Source organism: Enterobacter sp. 01-M-03-SI-ECC (assembly GCF_047530215.1).
GTDB classification, from domain to species: Bacteria; Pseudomonadota; Gammaproteobacteria; order Enterobacterales; family Enterobacteriaceae; genus Enterobacter; species Enterobacter chengduensis.
Genome location: NZ_JBLKDA010000013.1, coordinates 1 through 20,811, shown reverse-complemented (window position 1 = coordinate 20,811; position 20,811 = coordinate 1). Strand labels below are relative to the sequence as shown.

General features: G+C 55.9%; 21 protein-coding genes. 17 read left to right on the top strand and 4 right to left on the bottom strand.

The genetic code is table 11. The annotated features are described in order from the left end of the window. Positions 1-81: 81 nt before the first annotated feature. From sad to ACMWKK_RS13330, 9 genes are all read left to right on the top strand, one after another. Complete coding sequence (gene sad, locus ACMWKK_RS13370; protein ID WP_112780253.1) at positions 82-1,470, top strand: succinate-semialdehyde dehydrogenase; 1,389 nt, start codon at positions 82-84, stop codon at positions 1,468-1,470. A 112-nt stretch (positions 1,471-1,582) separates the two neighbouring features. Continuing rightward, entirely contained in the window at positions 1,583-3,172 is a 1,590-nt protein-coding gene (locus tag ACMWKK_RS13365; RefSeq protein WP_112780252.1) for a methyl-accepting chemotaxis protein, read from the top strand. 62 nt (positions 3,173-3,234) lie between these two features. After that, on the top strand, positions 3,235-4,161 hold the full coding sequence (gene glsB, locus ACMWKK_RS13360; protein ID WP_032640159.1) for a glutaminase B: 927 nt from the start codon (positions 3,235-3,237) through the stop codon (positions 4,159-4,161). After that, the gene (locus ACMWKK_RS13355; RefSeq protein ID WP_112780251.1) at positions 4,161-4,517 is read left to right on the top strand and encodes a DUF4186 domain-containing protein; all 357 of its coding nucleotides are present in this window, start codon (positions 4,161-4,163) and stop codon (positions 4,515-4,517) included. The genes glsB and ACMWKK_RS13355 overlap by 1 nt, the downstream gene beginning before the upstream one ends. Before the next feature lie 112 nt (positions 4,518-4,629). Next, on the top strand, positions 4,630-6,078 hold the full coding sequence (locus ACMWKK_RS13350; RefSeq protein ID WP_112780250.1) for a GGDEF domain-containing protein: 1,449 nt from the start codon (positions 4,630-4,632) through the stop codon (positions 6,076-6,078). Between the two features lie 110 nt (positions 6,079-6,188). After that, positions 6,189-7,154, top strand: coding sequence for a sensor domain-containing diguanylate cyclase (locus ACMWKK_RS13345; protein ID WP_112780249.1), 966 nt, complete (start codon positions 6,189-6,191; stop codon positions 7,152-7,154). Positions 7,155-7,236: 82 nt separating this feature from the next. Next, positions 7,237-7,764: a GNAT family N-acetyltransferase gene (locus tag ACMWKK_RS13340; protein WP_112780248.1), complete on the top strand. Its 528-nt coding sequence runs from the start codon at positions 7,237-7,239 to the stop codon at positions 7,762-7,764. A gap of 118 nt (positions 7,765-7,882) precedes the next feature. Continuing rightward, positions 7,883-9,334 carry a tagaturonate reductase gene (locus ACMWKK_RS13335; protein WP_112780247.1) on the top strand — a complete coding sequence of 484 codons (1,452 nt, stop codon included), beginning with the start codon at positions 7,883-7,885 and terminating at the stop codon, positions 9,332-9,334. A gap of 200 nt (positions 9,335-9,534) precedes the next feature. After that, complete coding sequence (locus ACMWKK_RS13330; RefSeq protein ID WP_045326244.1) at positions 9,535-10,449, top strand: bestrophin family protein; 915 nt, start codon at positions 9,535-9,537, stop codon at positions 10,447-10,449. Here ACMWKK_RS13330 and ACMWKK_RS13325 read toward each other — a convergent pair. Continuing rightward, on the bottom strand, positions 10,437-10,985 hold the full coding sequence (locus ACMWKK_RS13325; RefSeq protein ID WP_047717709.1) for a GNAT family N-acetyltransferase: 549 nt from the start codon (positions 10,983-10,985) through the stop codon (positions 10,437-10,439). The two genes, ACMWKK_RS13330 and ACMWKK_RS13325, sit on opposite strands and share 13 nt — an antisense overlap. Before the next feature lie 173 nt (positions 10,986-11,158). Here ACMWKK_RS13325 and ACMWKK_RS13320 point away from each other — a divergent pair, with 173 nt between their 5' ends. The 7 genes from ACMWKK_RS13320 to ACMWKK_RS13290 all read left to right on the top strand — a co-directional run bounded on the left by ACMWKK_RS13320 (position 11,159) and on the right by ACMWKK_RS13290 (position 17,813). Next, positions 11,159-12,121: a hypothetical protein gene (locus tag ACMWKK_RS13320; RefSeq protein ID WP_045326249.1), complete on the top strand. Its 963-nt coding sequence runs from the start codon at positions 11,159-11,161 to the stop codon at positions 12,119-12,121. Continuing rightward, complete coding sequence (locus tag ACMWKK_RS13315; RefSeq protein WP_112780245.1) at positions 12,121-12,708, top strand: hypothetical protein; 588 nt, start codon at positions 12,121-12,123, stop codon at positions 12,706-12,708. The genes ACMWKK_RS13320 and ACMWKK_RS13315 overlap by 1 nt, the downstream gene beginning before the upstream one ends. A gap of 113 nt (positions 12,709-12,821) precedes the next feature. Further along, positions 12,822-13,262, top strand: a complete 441-nt coding sequence (locus tag ACMWKK_RS13310) for a GNAT family N-acetyltransferase (RefSeq protein WP_112780244.1) — start codon at positions 12,822-12,824, stop codon at positions 13,260-13,262. A 145-nt stretch (positions 13,263-13,407) separates the two neighbouring features. After that, positions 13,408-14,403 carry an alpha/beta fold hydrolase gene (locus ACMWKK_RS13305; RefSeq protein ID WP_112780243.1) on the top strand — a complete coding sequence of 332 codons (996 nt, stop codon included), beginning with the start codon at positions 13,408-13,410 and terminating at the stop codon, positions 14,401-14,403. Positions 14,404-14,447: 44 nt separating this feature from the next. Continuing rightward, a complete protein-coding gene (locus ACMWKK_RS13300; protein ID WP_112780242.1) occupies positions 14,448-15,188 on the top strand; it encodes a response regulator in 741 nt (246 codons plus the stop codon). Beyond that, the gene (locus tag ACMWKK_RS13295) at positions 15,185-16,483 is read left to right on the top strand and encodes an ATP-binding protein (protein WP_112780241.1); all 1,299 of its coding nucleotides are present in this window, start codon (positions 15,185-15,187) and stop codon (positions 16,481-16,483) included. The genes ACMWKK_RS13300 and ACMWKK_RS13295 overlap by 4 nt, the downstream gene beginning before the upstream one ends. Before the next feature lie 139 nt (positions 16,484-16,622). Continuing rightward, positions 16,623-17,813, top strand: coding sequence for a cytochrome c biogenesis protein/redoxin (locus ACMWKK_RS13290; RefSeq protein WP_045326264.1), 1,191 nt, complete (start codon positions 16,623-16,625; stop codon positions 17,811-17,813). Between the two features lie 6 nt (positions 17,814-17,819). Here the strand turns inward: ACMWKK_RS13290 and tam are convergent, their stop codons facing one another. Together tam and ACMWKK_RS13280 are read right to left on the bottom strand one after the other, a co-directional pair. Further along, a complete protein-coding gene (tam, locus tag ACMWKK_RS13285) occupies positions 17,820-18,578 on the bottom strand; it encodes a trans-aconitate 2-methyltransferase (RefSeq protein WP_112780308.1) in 759 nt (252 codons plus the stop codon). Positions 18,579-18,661: 83 nt separating this feature from the next. Continuing rightward, entirely contained in the window at positions 18,662-19,246 is a 585-nt protein-coding gene (locus ACMWKK_RS13280) for an NUDIX domain-containing protein (protein WP_045326266.1), read from the bottom strand. Between the two features lie 85 nt (positions 19,247-19,331). Here ACMWKK_RS13280 and ACMWKK_RS13275 point away from each other — a divergent pair, with 85 nt between their 5' ends. Next, a complete protein-coding gene (locus ACMWKK_RS13275; protein WP_112780240.1) occupies positions 19,332-20,093 on the top strand; it encodes a DeoR/GlpR family DNA-binding transcription regulator in 762 nt (253 codons plus the stop codon). 27 nt (positions 20,094-20,120) lie between these two features. Here the strand turns inward: ACMWKK_RS13275 and ACMWKK_RS13270 are convergent, their stop codons facing one another. Further along, positions 20,121-20,564, bottom strand: a complete 444-nt coding sequence (locus tag ACMWKK_RS13270; RefSeq protein WP_045326268.1) for a PACE efflux transporter — start codon at positions 20,562-20,564, stop codon at positions 20,121-20,123. Between the last annotated feature and the right edge of the window lie 247 nt (positions 20,565-20,811).

Genomic DNA, 20,811 nt, shown 5'->3' with positions numbered 1-20,811 from the left:
AATAAGGTGGTCAGTATTATTCATTTTTAAGAAATAGCAGAGTGGGCCACAATGAATCAACCCAAATGCGTGGAGAACATCATGAAATATTCATCTGCTACACATGCCCTCTCTGTTAACCCGGCTACGGGTGAAACGATCGCTGCGTATCCGTGGGCGACGCCGGAAGAGGTAGAGCGCGCGATTTCTCAGTCTGACTCAGGGTATCGCCAGTGGCGCCGCGAAAGCGTGTCCCACCGCGCGCAGAAGCTGCGCGATCTCGGCGCCGCGCTGCGAAACCGCGCGGAAGAGATGGCGCAGACGATCTCCCGTGAAATGGGAAAACCCATCCTGCAGGCGCGGGCCGAAGTGGCAAAATCCGCCGGTCTGTGCGACTGGTACGCCGAGAACGGCCCGGCGATGCTGCGTGCGGAGCCTACGCTGGTGGAAAACCAGAACGCGGTCATTGAATATCGTCCGCTGGGGCCGATCCTCGCGGTGATGCCGTGGAACTTCCCGCTCTGGCAGGTACTGCGCGGCGCGGTGCCGATCCTGCTGGCGGGTAACAGCTATCTGCTCAAACATGCGCCCAACGTGCTCGGCTCTGCTGAGCTTATCGGGCAGATCTTCGCGGATGCCGGCTTCCCGGAGGGCGTGTTCGGCTGGGTGAACGCCACCAATGATGGCGTCAGCCAGGCGATTAACGATCGTCGTATTGCGGCAGTGACCGTTACCGGCAGCGTCCGTGCCGGTGCGGCGATTGGCGCCCAGGCAGGGGCCGCGCTGAAAAAATGCGTTCTGGAGCTGGGCGGATCCGATCCGTTTATCGTGCTCAACGATGCCGACCTGGATCTTGCCGTGAAGGCCGCGGTGGCGGGTCGCTACCAGAATACCGGGCAGGTGTGCGCGGCGGCGAAACGTTTTATCGTCGAGGAGGGTATCGCCGGGACCTTTACCCAGCGCTTTGTCGAGGCGGTTGCTGCGCTGAAGCTGGGCGCTCCTGACCAGGAGGAAAACTACCTGGGGCCGATGGCGCGTTTTGACCTGCGCGATGAACTGCATCAGCAGGTGCAGGCCACCCTGGCGGAAGGGGCAACGCTGCTGCTGGGCGGAGAGAAAATCAGCGGCGACGGCAATTATTACGCGCCAACCGTGCTGGCCAACGTCACCCCGTCGATGACGGCGTTCCGCCAGGAGCTGTTTGGTCCGGTCGCGGCCATTACCGTCGCGAAAGACGCGGCGCACGCCCTGACGCTTGCCAACGACAGCGACTTTGGCCTCTCCGCCACCGTCTTTACCGCTGACGCTGCGCTTGCGGATACCTTCTCTCGCGAGCTGGAGTGCGGCGGGGTGTTTATCAATGGCTATAGCGCCAGCGATGCGCGCGTGGCCTTTGGGGGCGTGAAGAAAAGCGGCTTTGGCCGCGAGCTTTCCCACTTCGGCTTGCACGAGTTCTGCAACGCGCAGACGGTGTGGAAGGATCGCGTGTAATCCCGTCATGTCGGCCCTCATCGCGAGGGCCACTGTCATTAATCTGCAATGGTTCTGTCATTTTCATTTCGTAGACTCGCACGCGTCTAACGCATTGTTAATGAAGCTAATTATGAACCTAACGCAAATTTTTCGCCGTATTGCGCAGCGTCTTACCCCTCGTCACTTTGGCCTGTTGACGGGCATCTTTTGTATTATTGGCCTTTTCTCCGCGCTGCAGCTCTCCTCATCCTTCCTGCTTAACGCCTCTCTGAACGAAGCCCAGCGCAACGAGCAGCAGAACCTGCTGGCCTGGCAGCAGCAGAGCAAGCTCGATCTGGCCCGCGTCTCCCTGCTGGCGGCAAGCGATCTGCTTAACCGCTCTGGCGTCTGGTTTATGCAGGATAAAGAGACCGGATCCGACGGAAGCTGGCATAGTCTGATGGATGATGCGCAGAGGGCGCTGACGGTTTCACAGCAGGCGTGGAAGGCCTGGCTGGCGCTGAATCCGCCGAAAGACGACGCCCTGGTGAACAGCTATCAGCTTTTCTACGGCGCGATCGAAGAGCAGGCAGAAGGGCTTCTCAAAACCAACACGATTGACGCCTTTTTTGCCGTGCCGTCTCAGGCCTTTCAGTCCGATTTTAACGACAACTATGCGCGCTATCAGCGGGCAAGCGAGAAGCAGGCCATGCAGGGCCGTCAGAGCTTAATGGCGCAGCTCTCCGGCCTGCAAACCCTATTCCTGCTTGCGCCGGTGCTGCTCCTCGCCATCGCGGTTGCCGTCTGGTTCGGCATGTCCAGATGGGTGATTACGCCGCTGCGTCGCCTGATTGCGCATATTAACCGCCTGGCGGCAGGGGATCTCTCCGGCACGCCGCCGAACGTCATGCGCTTCAACCGGGAGATAGGGCAGCTTGGCGACAGTATTGCGACGATGCAGCACGGTCTCCAGCAGCTGGTAACGCAGGTCAGCCATGCCACTGCCACCATGGTGGAGAATATTGGATCCCTGGCGGAGGGTAACCAGAAGCTGTATCAGCAGTCGGCACGCCAGGCGAAAGAGCTGGAGGACGTGACGGCGCATATCGCGGCGCTGGAAAGCCATGTGGAAGGGAATACCGGCTATGCCAGGCTCGCCAGCTCGCGGGCCGATGAAGCACGACAGGCCGCGGTAGGCGGAGACCAGATGATGTCTACCGTTAACGCATCCATGCAGGCGATCGTCGACCGATCGTCCGAGATGCGCGGGATCGTGGCGCTGATCGACAGCGTGGCGTTTCAGACCAACATCCTGGCGCTGAATGCCGCCATCGAGGCTGCCCATGCCGGAAACCAGGGGCGCGGGTTTGCCGTCGTCGCCCGGGAAGTAGGGCTTTTGGCCAGAAAGAGCAGCCACTCAACGCAGACCATTCAGGAACTGATTAACCGCTCCCTGCAGGGCATTGAGGACGGCTCCCGCGCCGTTAACCGGATGGAAGAGAATCTGCAGCAGGTCACCGGTCTGGTGGGAAATTTAAGCAGTTTACTGAATGAGATCTCAACCGCCACGCTCAGTCAGGGGGACAGCATTCACCAGATGACGCGCCAGCTTCAGGCGCTGAATCAGGTTTCCCGTCAGACGGATCTGCTGGTCGCTGGCGCGTCGGACGCGTCCGAACGCCTGCAAAAGCAATCCGATCTTTTGTTGCAGGCCGTTTCGCGTTTTCGTCTTAGCGCCTGACGCAATACATTAGCCTCTGTTATACTCGCAGCCCGTTTTAGCCTGAGGGCAAGGAGCAAAGTGTGGCTGCGGTCATCCATAATGAAATGTTGGACGAGATTCTGGCGCAGGTTCGTCCGTTAATTGGAAAGGGGAAGGTTGCCGACTATATTCCGGCCCTTGCCTCGGTGAGCGGGAATAAGCTGGGAATTGCTATCTGTACCATCGACGGACAGCGGTTCCAGGCAGGCGACGCCACTGAACGTTTTTCCATTCAGTCCATTTCGAAAGTGCTGAGCCTGGTGGCGGCGATGCGCCAGTATGAAGAGGAAGAGATCTGGCAGCGCGTGGGTAAAGATCCGTCCGGCCAGCCTTTTAACTCGCTGCTTCAGCTCGAAATTGAACAGGGTAAACCGCGAAACCCCTTTATTAACGCCGGGGCGCTGGTGGTGTGCGATATGCTGCAAAGCCGCCTCAGCGCGCCGCGCCAGCGCATGCTTGAGATCGTTCGTCAGCTCTCGGGCGTGGACGATATAGCCTACGACCCGGTTGTTGCCCGCTCGGAGTTTGAACACTCCGCCCGTAACGCGGCCATCGCGTGGCTGATGAAGTCCTTCGGCAATTTCCATAACGACGTGGCGACGGTGCTGCAAAACTACTTCCACTACTGCGCGCTGAAAATGAGCTGCGTTGAGCTGGCCCAGACGTTCCTGTTCCTGGCACATCAGGGGCACGCGCCGCATCTCGATCAGGAGGTGGTTTCGCCGCTGCAGGCGCGCCAGGTTAACGCCCTGATGGCGACCAGCGGGATGTATCAAAACGCCGGCGAGTTTGCCTGGCGGGTTGGGCTTCCGGCTAAGTCCGGCGTTGGCGGCGGGGTGGTGGCGATCGTGCCGCATGAAATGGCGATAGCCGTCTGGAGCCCGGAGCTGGATGAAACGGGAAATTCACTTGCCGGCGTGGCGGTTCTGGAAAAACTGACCCAGCGTCTGGGACGTTCGGTATACTGATGTCCGAACTGGATCCTCTCTTTTCCCGCCTGGCGCGATCGACATTTCGCTCGCGCTTTCGCTTAGGCGAGAAGGAACGACAGTACTGCTGGGACAAAGGCCCCGACACCATTGACCAGCATGCCGCGGATTTTGTTGAAAAGCGGCTTGCGCCTGCGCACCCCGCAAACGACGGTAAGCAGACGCCGATGCGGGGACACCCGGTGTTTATCGCCCAGCATGCCACCGCCACCTGCTGTCGGGGCTGTCTGGCAAAATGGCACAACATTCCGCAGGGCGTCACGCTCACCGCGCAGCAACAGCAGTATATCGTCGGCGTCATCCACCACTGGCTAGTGCTGCAGATGAACGCCTAAATTTGACGAGTTATGCTTCCGTTGTATTTGTGTTATAGATGCATCCTAAGTGAGCCCCGATCATGCTGACGACCGCAATATTGCCATAAGCCATCATATGGAATGATATTTGATGCGATCTGCTCTTACCGCTTTCAGGCCGTTCCAGCCCGACACGCCGCTGCGTAATGCCGCGACGATCTTTATTCTCACCACCGTATTTTATTTTGTGGGCGCAGAATTACGTCTCGTGGAGGCATTGTCGCTGTTCTGGCCACTGAATGGCGTAATGGCAGGGATCTTTGCCCGCTATGTTTACCTGAATCGCCTGCATTACTACGCGGTATCCTACGTCGCCATGCTGCTGTACGACGCGGTGACGACGAGCTGGGGTATCGCCTCCGTGGTGATCAACCTGTCTAATATGGTCTTTATCGTCGTCGTGGCCGTACTGGTTCAGCGTGACAGGCGGCTGATGAAGAAAACCCCCGATCCGCTTAACGCATTACGCCTGTTTAACTACTGCCTGATTGCCGCGCTGCTGTGCGCCTTGCTCGGCGCGCTGGGCTCGGTCGGGATTGACAGTCATACCTTCTGGCCGCTGTTTGCCGACTGGTTTAGCGAACAGTTCTCAACCGGCGTGCTGGTAGTGCCCTGTATGCTCACGTTGCGTATGCCCGGGGACGCGCTCAGGTTACGTCTGGAGAGACTGCTGCCGGTGATTGCGCTGATCGTCTCGGTGGCCGCGTCGGTGGTAATCGGCGGCGCGGGCAGCCTCTGTTTTCCACTACCGGCGCTTATCTGGTGTGCGGTTCGCTACTCATTGCCCGCGACCTGTCTGCTGACGTTTATTACCGGCGCGACTGAAATCATTCTTGTTGCCAACGCGATTATTAATATTGCCGTGGCGACGCCGTTTACGACGCCAATGATGTTTTCAGTCCGGCTGGGCATTGCCACGATGGCGATCTGTCCGGTGATGGTCTCCGTCAGCATGGCCGCCATTAATTCTCTCATCCGCCAGGTTTCACTGAGGGCGGATTATGATTTTCTCACGCACGTCTATTCGCGTTCCGGGCTCTATGAGGCGTTAAAACAGGAAGAGACGTACCGACACTCCCGTTTTCTGACCGTCATGCTGCTGGATATTGATTACTTTAAAAGCATTAACGATAACTACGGCCACGAGTGCGGCGACCGCGTGCTGGCGTCGTTTGCCCGACAGGTTCAGGAGGTTGTTGGCGAAGACGGTATGGTCGCGCGGATGGGCGGAGAAGAGTTTGCGGTGGTGGTGAACTCTGGCGATGCGCAGCACGGTTACGAACTGGCTGAGCGTATCCGCGCGACCGTTGCCAGCCATCCCTTTACCTGGCGGCAGCAAACGCTCTCTCTGACGGTCAGTATTGGCCTCGGAAGTGGCAAGGCCGAGCCGTGGCAGTTGACCGAGATCTTTAACAAGCTCATGGCCGAGGCGGACGATCAGCTCTATCGTTCCAAAAAAGCCGGTCGAAATCGTACCAGCGCCCGGGTATCGGACGAGCCAATTGGCGCCCCCTCCGGGAGTGAAACTTCGCTGCGTTAAGTGTCATAAGGCATTGACGTGAATCGTAAGCGGCTTAACAGGATGTTCGGACACTGACAATGTCTCTGTTTAAGCTACGCTTTTAGTAAGGCTTTACGTCAGGAGACATTATGAAAGCACCTGCAACCCCTGAAAATGAAACAGAAAGACTTAACTCGTTGCGCGAATCAGGTCTGCTTGAGATCGACAGTTCCCCGGCGTTTGACCGCTTAACGCGCCTGGCAAAACGCTTCTTCAAGGTACCGCTGGCGATGGTCAATCTCATTGATGAGCATTCGCTCATCGTTAAGTCGGCTGATGGTCAGTCACCCGGTTCCGTTCCGCGTAATATCTCATTTTGTGGACATACGATCCTTACCGCATCGCCGCTGGTGGTAGGGGATATGCTTCAGGACGATCGTTTTGCGGATAACCCGCTGGTGGCCGGTGAGCCTCGGGTGCGTTTTTACGCGGGATTCCCGCTGCGCCTGCGCGACGGCGCAAGCGTAGGCTCGCTCTGCCTGATTGACTATGCGCCCAGGGAATTTTCCGCGGCGGATCTCGCCGTTCTGGGCGATCTGGGCGCGCTGGCTGAAGATGAGTTTGCCGCCATCAGCGCGGCGACGACGGATGAATTAACCGGCTTATTCAACCGCCGCGGCTTTAACCAACTCGTGCGGTTCACGCTTTCGGTTGCCCGACGCCGGGCTGAGCCGCTCACGCTCGGCTGGCTGGATTTGGATCGCTTTAAGGAGATCAACGATCGCTACGGGCATGAAGAGGGGGATAAGGCGCTGAAGGCCATGGCGCAGCTGATGCGCACCTCTTTCCGTGAAGCGGATCTGCTGGTGCGTTTTGGCGGGGATGAGTTCGCCGTCCTGTTTGCGGACACGGATGAGAAGGGTGCCTGGATTGCCATGCAGTATCTCGCCGAGCAGGTCGAAAACTATAATTCACGCAAGCTGCACCCCTGGTCGCTGTTGTTCTCGTGGGGATTAAGCGAGTTTGATCATAACGGCAACGACCTGCAGCAGTGGTTAAAAGACGCGGATGAAAAAATGTACGCCATGAAGCAGCAGCGCCACCGCGCCCGGTGACATAACGAAAGCCTATGTCCGATCCGCTTGCGTTAATAAGTTGTTAAATACAAAGTGAGTGTGTTCAACGTAAGGAAAAACAATGAATACCTCACTGCAAATCAAAACCCTCACCGGGGAAGCAATCCTCGCCCATCTTGATGCGCTGGCCGGGATCCTCGAAAACTGCGTAAACGGCGGCGCGTCCGTCAGCTTTATGCTCCCTTATACCCTGGAAAAGGCCCGCATTTTCTGGCGCGGCATCGCGGAAAGCGTAGCGCGAGGTGAACGCCTCGTGCTTGCCTGCGTTGATGCGCAGGATGGCGTCATCGGAACGGTGCAGCTCATTACGGACCAGCCGGAAAACCAGCCGCACAGAGCCGATGTGGCCAAGCTGCTGGTTCACGAGAACGCGCGCCGAAAAGGGGCCGCGATGGCACTTATGGAAGCGCTGGAAGCTGAGGCCAGGGCCAGAAATATTTCCGTTCTGGTGCTCGATACCGCCACCGGCAGCGGCGCCGAGACCTTCTACCAGCGTGCCGGCTGGCAAAAGGTGGGGGAGATCCCTCGCTATGCCCTGATGCCGGACGGTGTCATGACCGCCACGTCCGTGTTTTATAAGTTCTTATAATTATTTTGCACAACCGTGCGGCGGATTGATCGAAACAGGGTTTCTGGTCGTTAAGTTTTGATAAGTTATCGTACCAATCTTATCAGGCTGTATGACTAATCATAAAAGGAACCTCCTTGTGAACACGCTCAACCGTCATGATTTTCCCGGTGCTCAGTACCCCGAACGCATCATTCAGTTTGGTGAAGGCAATTTCCTGCGTGCCTTCATCGACTGGCAAATCGACCTGCTAAATGAACATACCGACCTGAACGCTGGCGTGGTTGTTGTCCGTCCGATTAAGAGCGACTTCCCGCCGTCGCTGAGTACGCAGGACGGGTTGTACACGACGATTATTCGTGGCCTGAACGAGCAGGGCGAGACGGTGAGTGACACCCGCCTTATTCGCTCCGTTAACCGGGAAATCAGCGTTTATGACGACTATGACGCATTTCTGGCGCTGGCCCACAATCCTGATATGCGCTTTGTTTTCTCCAACACCACCGAAGCGGGCATCAGCTATCACGCGGGTGACAGATTCGACGATGCGCCAGCGGTGAGCTACCCGGCGAAGCTGACGCGGCTGCTGTATGAGCGCTTTAGCTACTTCAACGGTGCGGCTGACAAAGGCTGGATCATCATTCCGTGCGAACTGATTGACTATAACGGTGACGCCCTGCGCGAGCTGGTCTTACGCTATGCGCAGGAGTGGGCGTTACCCGCCGCTTTTATCGAGTGGCTTAATCAGGCCAACACGTTCTGCTCAACCCTGGTTGACCGTATTGTGACCGGCTTCCCGCGCGACGAAGCGGCCGCGCTGGAGGCTGAGCTGGGTTATCGCGACGGGTTCCTGGACACGGCTGAACATTTCTATCTGTTCGTTATCCAGGGGCCAGCATCCCTTGCTCAGGAACTTCGTCTCGATCGGTATCCGTTAAACGTGCTGATTGTCGACGACATCAAGCCCTACAAAGCGCGCAAAGTCGCCATCCTGAACGGTGCGCACACCGCGCTGGTGCCGGTGGCTTTCCAGGCGGGTCTGGATACGGTGGGCGAGGCGATGAACGATGCGGAGATCTGCGCGTTTGTCGAAAAAGCGATTTATCAGGAAATCATTCCGGTGCTCGATCTGCCGCGCGACGAGCTGGAATCTTTTGCCCGTGCGGTAACAGGGCGTTTTCGTAATCCCTACATCCGTCACCAGCTGCTTTCTATTGCGCTCAACGGCATGACTAAATACCGTACCCGCATCCTGCCGCAGCTGCTGGCAGGGCAGAAGGCAAGCGGACAACTCCCTCCGCGTCTGACGTTTGCCTTAGCGGCGCTCATCGCGTTTTATCGCGCGGAGCGTAACGGGGAAAACTATCCGGTGCAGGATGATGCATTCTGGCTGGAACGTTATCAGCAGCTTTGGGCGCAGCACCGGGATCGGCAGTTAAGTACCCGTGACCTTGTGCAGGCTGTACTGAGCGTGAGCGAGCACTGGGAACAGGATCTGACGCAGGTCTCCGGTCTTGTCGATCAGGTCACGCTGGACCTCGATGCCATTCTGCTGAAGGGGATGCGCGCTGCGGTGAAACCGCTTTGCTAATGACGTCACCCGGCTTCGGCCGGGTTTAAACACCCTTCATTTTAGTTACAACATACTATTTGCTCTGTTTTTAATAACAAATGCAGCACCGTGCGGTCATTGCCTTACAGGTGAGAAAATTCAATGTTTCGTTAACATGCTTGCAACTGTGAGGGGGATCACGTTTAATAGCCGAGCGCTTTCCTTTCCTGAAACTCACTATGATTGTTCGTCCTAAACAGCACTGGCTCCAACTGATTTTTGTCTGGCACGGTTCGGTACTTCCTAAAATCTATACCCGACTGTTGCTCAACTTTCTGCTTTCTATCGCCGTAATCCTGATGCTGCCCTGGTATACCTCGCTGGGCATCAAATTTACCGTGGCGCCATTCAGCATTCTCGGCGTGGCGATCGCCATCTTTTTGGGTTTCAGGAACAACGCCTGCTATGCACGCTACGTTGAAGCTCGCCTGCTCTGGGGGCAGTTGATGATAGCGGCACGCTCGCTGTTTCGCGAGGTAAAAAATACCTTACCCGACGATAAGCATCTGGGCGAATTCGTCCGCCTGCAGATTGCTTTTGCCAACTGCCTGCGCATGACCCTGCGCCGGGAGCTGAACGCTGAGCAACTTTCTCGCTATCTTGCTGCGGATGATTTACGTAAAGTCATGGACGCTAACTCACCGGCGAACCGTATCTTGCTGATCATGGGGGAGTGGCTGGCCGTGCGGCGGCGTAATGGGCAGCTATCCGACATCCTGTTTCACAGCCTGAACAACCGTCTGAACGATATGTCGATCGTCCTTTCCGGATGCGAACGCATTGCGACAACGCCGGTGCCGTTTGCCTATACGCTGATTTTGCACCGCACGGTGTATCTGTTCTGCATCATGCTGCCGTTCGCGCTGGTTGTGGATCTGCACTACATGACGCCGTTTGTCTCCGCGTTAATCTCCTATACCTTTATCTCGCTGGACACGCTGGCGGAAGAGCTGGAGGACCCGTTTGGGACGGAGAATAACGATTTGCCGCTGGATGCCATCTGCAACATGATGGAACGCGATCTGCTGCAGATGAACGATGAAGAGAACATTCCGGAACGACTGATGCCGGATAAGCACTATCAGCTGACCTGACGGGCGTTCCACTCGTCGCGGGTGATCTCCCACAGTTCTGAATCCAGGATGCCGCTGACGTACGCTTTCTTCTCCGTCCTGATAAGCCGCATGCCGCTGCTGTCCGAAATACGACGCGAGCGGCCGTTTGCGGCAGCCTTCGGGGCACGTAATACGGGTTTGTTTAGCGTGTTGAACCAGTAATCCGTCGCGGCAATGCTGGCTTCACGCATATATCCTTTGCCCTGAAACTCAGGGGCCAGCCAGAAACCACGGTTGTTATCCTCGACGTCGTACAGGCAAATAATGCCCATCAGTTCATCCGGCACCTCGCGGCGGCGGATACTCCAGAACCAGGCAATCCCTTTTGCCATATCCGGCAGCGCCACGTTGTTGACATAGTTTTCCGCGCCGTTATCCGGGTAGGGCCAGGGCACGGAAGAGACCATATAACGCACAATCTCCCAGCGTGGATACAGCTTCTGTATCTGGATGGCATCTTCCGCAACCAGCGGTTTTAGCAGCAGGCGTTCTGTCGTCAACGTCGGAATTGTCATGCGCGAATCTCCATATTTAGGCGTTATGCTTTTATTTGCGTTCTGGTATTTTCATTTCTACCACATTCTATTTAGTTGCGTTGTAACGTATTTACTACCAAAATTTTGCTCTGCAGGGTACTCAATTGTCAGATTAGTTAGGTTAACTTACCCACCCACATAAGGAATAATGTATGGTTTTGCCTGGAATGAATCCTGAGACAAATCTACCCGGTTATGATTATGCGCGAATGACAGGTTTAGGGGCGGCAGATTTCGATTTCAAAGCACTGGGTTCCGCCATGGACTGTAATCGCGAATTTGCTCAGGCCGGTATCATTTATTCTGATGGTACTCAACGCTACCTGGTTCGCTCTGGGCAGCGTCATCCTAATGGTCAAAGTGGCATTGTAACCCACGTAATTGTAACGAAAGCGAACTCGCAGCCATCCACCTCCAGCGTAGGTAAATCATTGACTGACGCTGTGACATCGACATCCATGGGTACTGAGCTAGCGTCGACTGTACTATCCTGTGGGGCGATGATCATTACTGGAGGTGTAATGCTTGCAGGCACGGCTGCAACACCTCTTACCGCCGGAGGCAGTGGTGTTTTAGTGGCTATCGGCTACGCTGGTACTCTCGCTACCGGATTACAATGTGTTAACGGTCTTTATCGTATTTATGATCTGGTTGAAAACGGTGGAGGAAATGTTGCATGGCTCGATACGCAAGAATGGTACGTCGCCACCTCCACATCACTGGATGTAATTTCGTTAGCAAGTGCAGGAGGGGCATTAAAAGAAGCCGTTACCACCTGGCGTGCAATGAAATCCATATCTTCCTTGAAAGCTACAGAATGGTTAAAAAACTATCCTCGTCAGGATCGAGCTCGTTTGACCGAATTGATAATTCGCGCGCAAAACCCAGGTATAAGCAACAAAGAAATCAAGGCTCTTATCCGCGCGGGTCTTTATCCGAAACGCTTTCCAACCGGGCCGGTTCAGGTAGAACTCACTCGACAACTTGGGCAAGTGGTAACAAGTGCCGCAGCATTGGCAGGAAGTGCGGTGAGCGGCGTTATTGCAGCGCCCAGTAATTTACCACGGACCGGTAAATACATTATCGGTACCATTCAGTCACTGGCGGTATTCTGATGAAGTTTTTGAGTTTGTTAACCGGACGTGTTTTCCAGGATCTCCTGCATCATGGTAAAGATATAGAGGAGGCTATTGCTCGTCGTGATACTCGCCTTCTGGATAATTCCACTCCCGAGTTGGAACGGTATTTTTCGCGCCCCCTCAGTGAGCTTCCGCGTCAAAATCCTTACCCGGTAGCTATGCTGTTACCTCTGTTTTTAGTGGCGTTTGCGCTAAACCTTTTGCCTTTTCTCAGTACGTTGCAGGGTTTGTCACCTTTACATCATGCATTGAGCTTTTTCTTACCATCATTGACGATGACAGGTGCGCTCATTGTGACAAGCGTACTACTGGCTCGCGGGAAGACGTCGGGATTGTCGGGCTTTATGGCGTTGTTCATCATCCTGCTGATAACGACCCTCGTTCAGGTTCTACATATCCTGTTTTCTCATGATGGAAGCCTCTGGCCACTCGTCATTGCATCTTTCGCGCTGTTACTTTGTCGGGTGGTGATGAACAGCAGCGGCTTTGTGCTTTTTACGCTCTATTGTCGTACTCAGCGTCTTGCCAGATCGGCACGGGAAATGCGGCTAAAAAGCCGTTAAAGGGGGAGGTTATGACATTTGTGACGCTGCGCGAAAACTATCATCACTCGCGTATGGCCGGGGCTGATTTACGCTGTTTTGAAATGGCGATTACTCTGTAATGTGAGGAACACATGGCTGTTACGGTACGACCTCTATGCAAAGACGACTATTCCCAATGGCGACCGCTGTGGGACGGCTACACCCAATTTTATGACTGCTTTCTGGAGGAATCCGTCACCGCATCAACGTGGGAAAGGGCGCTCTCAGCGCAATCGTCGATGTTCTGCCGCGTGGTAGAGAAGGACGAAAAGGTCATCGGTTTCGCCATGTGCGTACTGCACGAAGGCACCTGGTCAACGGCGCCCATCTGCTACCTTGAAGATCTGTTTGTCGATGCCGACGAACGGGGAACGGGGGCCGGGAGGGCGCTCATCGATGCCCTGATAGAGGAAGGCAAGCGGGAAGGGTGGTCAAAACTGTACTGGGTCACCCGGGAGAACAACCCGGCACGCAAACTGTATGATAAATATTGTGAAGCCGACGATTACGTCCGCTATCGCCTCTCCCTTTGAGGCAAATCCGCCTGTGTTTGTATCACACTGTATCAGCGTTCCACATACATACACAGGCTTGCAATAAACCCGCTTTCGCACATATTCGCTATACACTGCAGTGTTGTTATATCCCCGTGAATTGTACTCAACCGGAGATACCAGCATGTTTAGCAAACTCGCTTACTCAACCCTCGCACTGACCGTTTCGCTTGGCACCGTGATGTCCTGTCAGGCCGAAGTCACCGGCACCCGCTTCGCCGCGGCCTTCGATCGTCCTCAGCAAATTAACGCTGGCGATCTGAATGTCGGTTATGTCGACATCGGCCCGAAAAATGGCCAGCCGGTTATTTTGCTGCACGGCTGGCCCTACGATATTCACAGCTATGCTGACGTCGCGCCCGCACTGGCGGCAAAAGGCTACCGGGTGATTGTGCCTTCTCTGCGCGGCTACGGCACCACGCGCTTCCTGTCAGCAAAAACGCCGCGCAACGGCCAGCCTTCCGCCATGGCAAAAGATGTGGTGAACCTGATGGATGCCCTCAATATCAGGCAGGCGGTATTTGCAGGATATGACTGGGGAGCCCGCACGGCGGATATCGTTGCGGCGCTATGGCCAGAGCGCGTGAAGTCGCTCGTCTCGGTCAGCGGCTACCTCATCAGCAGCCAGCAGATTGGCAAACAGCCGTTGCCGCCCAAAGCCGAGCAGCAGTGGTGGTATCAGTTCTACTTCGCCACCGAGCGCGGTGCGCAAGGCTATGCCCAAAACACGCATGACTTTGCGCGCTTAATCTGGTCGCAGGCCTCGCCTGACTGGAAATTCAGCGATGCGGTCTTTAACGCCAGCGCTAAATCCCTCGATAATCCGGATCACGTCGCGGTGACGCTCAGTAACTATCGCTGGCGCTTAGGGCTGGAGAAAGGCGAGCGCAAATACGACAGCTACGAGAAAAAGCTGGCCACCCTGCCGAACATCACCGTACCGACGATCACCATCGAAGGCGGAAACAACGGCGCGCCGCATCCGGCACCGCAGGCCTACGCGGGTAAATTTACCGGTAAGTATGAACACCGCACCTTTGGGGCGACCGTAGGACACAATCCGCCTCAGGAAGATCCGCAGGATTTCGTCAAGGCCGTCGTTGACGCTGACAAACTCTGAAATGTGCTATTTTCAATACGTTACCCTTCGGTCTGGAGATTTCGGTGGAACATATTGATCATATCCTTGTCGTCGATGACGACAGGGATATCCGTGAACTGATTGTCGATTATCTTGGCAAGTCTGGTTATCGCGCGACGGGGGCGGCCAACGGCAAAGAGATGCGCGTCGTGCTGGATAAACAGCATATCGACCTGGTGGTGCTGGACGTCATGATGCCCGGCGATGACGGCCTTACGCTATGCCGGCAGCTGCGCAGCGGCAAATATAAAGATCTGCCTGTTCTTATGCTCACCGCGCGCAATGAGGAGACGGACAGGATCCTGGGGCTTGAGATGGGGGCGGATGACTACGTGGTGAAGCCGTTTGTCGCCCGCGAGCTGCTGGCGCGCATCAAAGCGATTTTGAGACGTTTTCGCACGATGCCGCCCAATCTAAAGGTGACAGAAGCAGGGCGGCTGGTGTCGTTCGGTGAATGGCAACTTGATACCGTCGCCCGGCACTTAATCGATCCGGAAGGGATGATTGTCGCGCTCAGCGGGGCGGAATATCGCCTGCTGCGCGTTTTCCTCGATCATCCTCAGCGGGTGCTGACCCGCGATCAGCTGCTCAACCTGACGCAGGGACGGGACGCCGAGCTGTTTGAACGCTCTATCGACCTGCTGGTTAGCCGGGTTCGCCAGCGCCTGAATGAAGATGCCCGCACGCCCGCCTACATCAAAACCGTGCGCAGCGAAGGCTACGTGTTTACCATGCCGGTGATCGTCAAAGAGGCCAACGAATGACGTTCTGGCCGCGTTCTCTGCTGGCCCGTTTGCTGATTGTGGTGCTTTCCGGCCTGCTGCTGGCTAATGCCCTGAGCCTGACGCTGGTCATGATTGAACGCATGCACAGCGCCCGCACGGTGATGCTCGGTAATCTGGAAAACGACGTCGCAACCAGCGTCGCCATTTTAGACCGACTACCGGCCAGCGAACGCGCCGCCTGGCTGTCGCGGCTGGAACGGGGTAACTATCGCTATATTCTGGGTACGGGGGAGCCTGGCCCAGCGCCGACGGATACGCGTTCGCAGGATGCTATCCGAACCCTAAAAGCGACGCTTGCGGCAGAGTATCCGCTCAGCTTCACCGCCGTTCCCGGCGCCGTTTCCCACATCCAGGCGCACCTTACCCTACGCGATGGCTCGCCGCTGACCATTGACCTGATCCCGCGCATGCCGCCGGTCGCCAGCTGGCTGCCCGTGGTGCTCATCCTGCAGCTGCTGCTGCTCGCGGCCTGCGCCTGGTTTGCCGTGCGGCAGGTCGTGCGGCCGTTTTCGCAATTTACCCGCGCGGTAGACTCCCTCGACCCGGGGGCCAATACGCCAATGGCAGAGAAAGGGCCACTGGAGGTGAGGCGGGCAGCCCATGCGTTCAACGCCATGCAGGCACGCATTCAGTCTTACCTTAAGGAGCGGGCGCAGATCCTGGCCTCCATTTCGCACGACCTCCAGACGCCGATTACCCGCATGAGGCTGCGGGTCGAAATGGCCGATTGGCCTGAACTGCGCGACAAGCTCATGAATGACCTTGATAACATGTCGCGCCTGGTGCGGGAGGGTATTGCGTATGCCCGGTCATCAGAATCACTGGAAGAGACGACCCTGAAGCTGGAGCTGAACGCATGGGTCAACAGCATCGCCAGCGACTATCAGGACATCGGTAAAAACGTGCAGTTTCAGGCAGGCGACGTCCGCTTGCCGATCGTTACGCGCCCGCAGGCGCTTCGCCGGGTGATGACCAACCTGCTGGATAACGCCCTGAAGTTCGGTGAGTATGCCGTCATTACTCTTGATGCTTCATCTGCCGCACAGGTGATTATTCACATTACGGACGGCGGACCGGGGATCCCCGAGGCCGAGCTTGAGGCGGTATTGCAGCCGTTTTACCGGGTTGAAACATCGCGCAACCGCGATACCGGCGGCACCGGCCTCGGGCTGGCGATTGCCGCGCAGCTCACCGCGCAGCTGGACGGCAAGCTCAACCTGGTGAACCGGGCCGGAGGCGGGCTCGACGTCGCCATTACGCTGCCGCGCCGTTAGCGAATTGTACGGCTTTGTATCTTCCAGCCCGGATGATACAGAGCCAGACAAAATCCGCGCTTTTACACATATCCTGAACACATCCGCACGATGAAATAGCCTCACTGCAGCGTCGCAGGACTTCTGTCATGAGGTTTCTATGTTTCTGTTAATCGCTTTTCTGGGCGGGATGATAAGCCTGCTCAGTCCATGTACGCTCCCGGTTATCCCGCTTCTGTTCGCCGGTTTTCAGGGGCAAAAACGGCATATTCTGGCCCTGCTTGCGGGGATGATCGTGATGTTTACCCTGGTGGCGATGGTCGTCACCGTCGCCAGCGCATGGATCGCCGAGGCAACCCTCGTCGGCCGCTGGCTCGCCCTCATCATCCTCGCCGTGGCCGCGCTGGCCTTAATGTTTCCGTCATTCGCCCAGCGCATTGCAGGCCCGGCCGTCAGTGCGGGAAATGTCCTCAATACCCGAAGCGGCAAAACGCGCGGTATGGCATCGGCTTTTCTGGCCGGGCTTGCGGTCGGGCTGCTCTGGTCTCCCTGCGCCGGGCCCATTCTGGGGGCGATATTCAGCATCAATATTGCAGGGCATTCCGCCATTGCGACGGGCGCGCTGCTCGCCGCCTACGGCAGCGGATGCGCGCTGATGCTGGGCCTGCTCGTTTCAGGAGGCCGCAGGCTGATGGCGCCGTTAAGAGCTAAATCGGCGCTGATGGAAAAGCTGCGGCAGGGGGCAGGCGTGGTGATGCTGGCAGCTGTAGTGCTCAACGCCACAGGGATGACGTCGCTCCTCAGAGGGGCAAACGGCATCGCGGATCGTCTTGAGACCGGGCTTCTGACGCTGGTGAAACCGACGAACGCGCCGGTGAAGCTTCAGCCGGTCGTGGTGACAGAGCCCAGCAGCCAGTTGCCCTCATTGAGTGGAGGAACCGGGTGGATAAACGGTGACCCTGTCACGTCTGAATCCCTGCGAGGGAAGGTGGTGCTGATTGATTTCTGGACCTGGGACTGCATCAACTGCCAGCATACGCTCCCGCATGTGCGAGACTGGGCCACGAAGTACCAGCCGCAGGGGCTGGTCGTGATTGGCGTTCACACGCCGGAATATCCCTGGGAAAAACCGCTCGCCTCGGTGAAAAACGCGGTCAATAAATGGCAGCTGCCGTATCGGGTGGTGACGGATAATAACTACCAAATCTGGAATGCATTCGGCAACCAGTACTGGCCAGCGCATTACTATTTCGATGCCAAAGGCCAGCTGCGCTATACCGCTTTTGGCGAAGGTGATTATGAGCAGCAGGAAAAGGTTATCCAGCAGCTGCTCAAAGAGGCCCGTTCCTGACCCCGCTCAGGGCTGACGCTGAGCCACAATAAACAGCCGCGGGAAAGGTAGCAGTATCTGACCGTTTTCCTGGAGCGGATACTGCTCTTCCAGCAGTTCATGGTAGCGTTTCAGGAAACGTTTCTGCTCGCTCTCATTCAGTTCCTGAAGCCACGGGCGCAAGCCGGTGGCGCTGACCCAGTCAATAATGGCCTGGTGGGAGCGCATTTTATGGAAATACGTTGTCCGCCAGATATCCACCTCACAGCCGGCCTCCGACAAAATGTCGTAATAGGCGTGCACGCCCGGCAGAGGTTCCCGGCCGCGATCGGGGTAGTCTTGTTCCAGCGCCACTTCACGCATCGCTACGTGAGTCGGTTCTAGCCAGTTGTCAGGCATCTGGATCGCTAATACGCCATTCAGCGCCAGCAGAGAAACAAGGTGCGGCAGGAGATCGTAATGGTCTGGTATCCACTGTAGCGAGGCGTTGGCGTAAATCAGGCTCAGCGGCTTGCCAGGCTTGTACTGGCGGATATCGGCCTCAACAAAATGGCAGTCAGGTAACGCGGTGCGTGCTTCCTCGAGCATTGCAGGGGAGTTATCAACTCCGGTGATCTGTGCCGACGGCCAGCGGAGCTTCAACAACGCGGTGCTGTTTCCTGGCCCGCAGCCCAGATCGACGATGGTCGAGGCCTCATCCAGAGGAACTCTGGCGAGCAGCTCAGCGGCAGGACGCGTTCTTTCCGCGCCGTATTGCAGGTAAAGAGAAGGGTTCCAGTCGGCCATCATCGGTTCTCCGTGTTGCATGCTTCTGCAAGAATAGCACACGCAGACACCTGCACGATGGCAGATGTCCGGAGCGCGGCAGGCTAGAGAATGCCTTTCAGCGCAACATGATAAAGCAGCATGATGGTCTTCCCGTCGACAATCTTGCCCGTTTCAATACCGCGTAAGGCCTCATCAAGCGTCATCTCCAGCACGTCGATATCTTCTCCTTCCGCCTTGATCCCGCCACCTGCGCCGGTTTTGTCTTTCGGCTGGTACTCAGCAAGATAGAAATAGAGCTTTTCCGTAACGGAGCCCGGGCTCATATAGGCTTCAAAGATTTTCTGCACGCTTGAAACGTGGAATCCCGTCTCTTCTTCCGCTTCTGCTTTTATGCGGCTTTCGGGGTCCATGTTGTCCAGCAGCCCCGCAGCGGCTTCAATTAAATCGTCCTCATGCCCGTTGATAAAGACGGGGAAGCGGAACTGGCGAGTCAGGATCACCGTCTGTTTATCACGGTTGTAGAGCAGAATCGTCGCGCCGTTCCCACGATCGTAGACTTCCCGGTGCTGACGCTGCCATTCACCGTCACGTCGCTGCTGGTCGAAGGTGTATTTTTTTAGGACATACCAGTTATCTGAAAGGATTTCACTGTCAATGATGCGTACATCTGCACGTTTTGATTGCACGTTTGTTCCTCCTTACGTAGAGTGATTATCATAAACAGCATTATCGTGCACTTTCAAGATAAAACATGCAACATCAGGAATCATGATGCTTACCAGTCAGCGAAAACAATTGATCCTCGATAAGCTCAGCGCAGAAGGTCAGGTCCAGTCTAAAGCGCTCAGCATTCTCTTCGATGTCTCTGAAGACACCATTCGGCGTGACCTGCGCGAACTGGCTGCAGAAGGGCGTTTGCAGCGCGTTCACGGCGGGGCGCTGCCGTCGTCTTCCGCGATTGTGCCTTTTGCGGAACGTCAGTCCGTTAAAATGGATGCCAAAAAAAAGTTGGCGCAGAAGGGCGCGCAGCTGATCTCTTCGGGCCAGGTGGTGATTGTTGACGGAGGAACGACGACCTCGGAGCTGATTACCTTCTTGCCGCCCGATCTGCGTATCACCGTGGTGACGCACAGCCCGAGCATCGCCCTGGGTCTTGTTAATCATCCATCTATAGAGGTGATTCTGATCGGCGGTCGCTTGTACAAACACTCGATTGTCGCCGTCGGCGCGGCGGCCATCGAAGGCATCGAAAATATTCATGCAGACCTGTTCTTTATGGGCGTGACCGGGATCCATCCGGAAGCTGGACTGACGACCGGCGATTTCGAAGAGGCATGCATCAAACGTGCATTTTCCGGCAGAGCCGCCGAGACGGTAGTTCTGGCTTCGCCGGAAAAAATCAACACCGCGTCTTCGTTTGTGATTGGCGATGTGTCCCTGGCGAATACCATTGTTGTCGAAGACGATACCGATCGTAGCTGGCTGAATGCGCTATCGGAAAAAGGGGTATCGGTCGTGCTGGCTAACGCATGAGCCAGTCAGATCACTGACCGGGACGGGCTACATAACCGATCGCTTTCGTCCAACGAAGGTCCAGCGCAGGTAATCGTATAGCCAGTTGTACAGCATCGTGTATGGCAGGAAAAAGAACACAAGACCAATCTCAACAAAAAACGCTTCGGTGAGGGTTAAATCCAGCATAAACATAGCCACAGGGATTAAGGTGACGATAAGTCCTGTTTCAAAGCCAACCGCATGGATAGCTCGCACGAGAAATGTACGTTGAAAGCGGTGTTTTTTCTGCAGGGAGTCAAAGAGTTTGTTGAAGACAAAATTCCAGGCGGTGGCGGTAAGTGCAGATATCACAGATAACGAGCCAGACTGCAGTACCGAAACGTTCATCAACCATGCCAGTGACAATGCGATGATAACATTGGCCGTTACTTCAAAAATGACAGCATGGAAAATTCGCTCTCTAAAACTTTTATCTAATTCAATTTCCATAGGTTTACAGCGGGGGCGTGAAAAGGTTGAAGTATACCAGACGCCGTTAAACTCCGTTTAAACATGCAGCTCCTTGACCAGGGCAATCATAAACTGACAAGCACAGATTTCCTCTGGATTTACGCTTGTCAAAGCAAGTTTAAAATGTCACCTCTTTGTGCAAGATAGAAAGGGCACTTTCAGCCTATGTAATCATATTAATGTGACTGCTGCGTTATCCCACTCAACCAATTAATAAAGCAAAAGT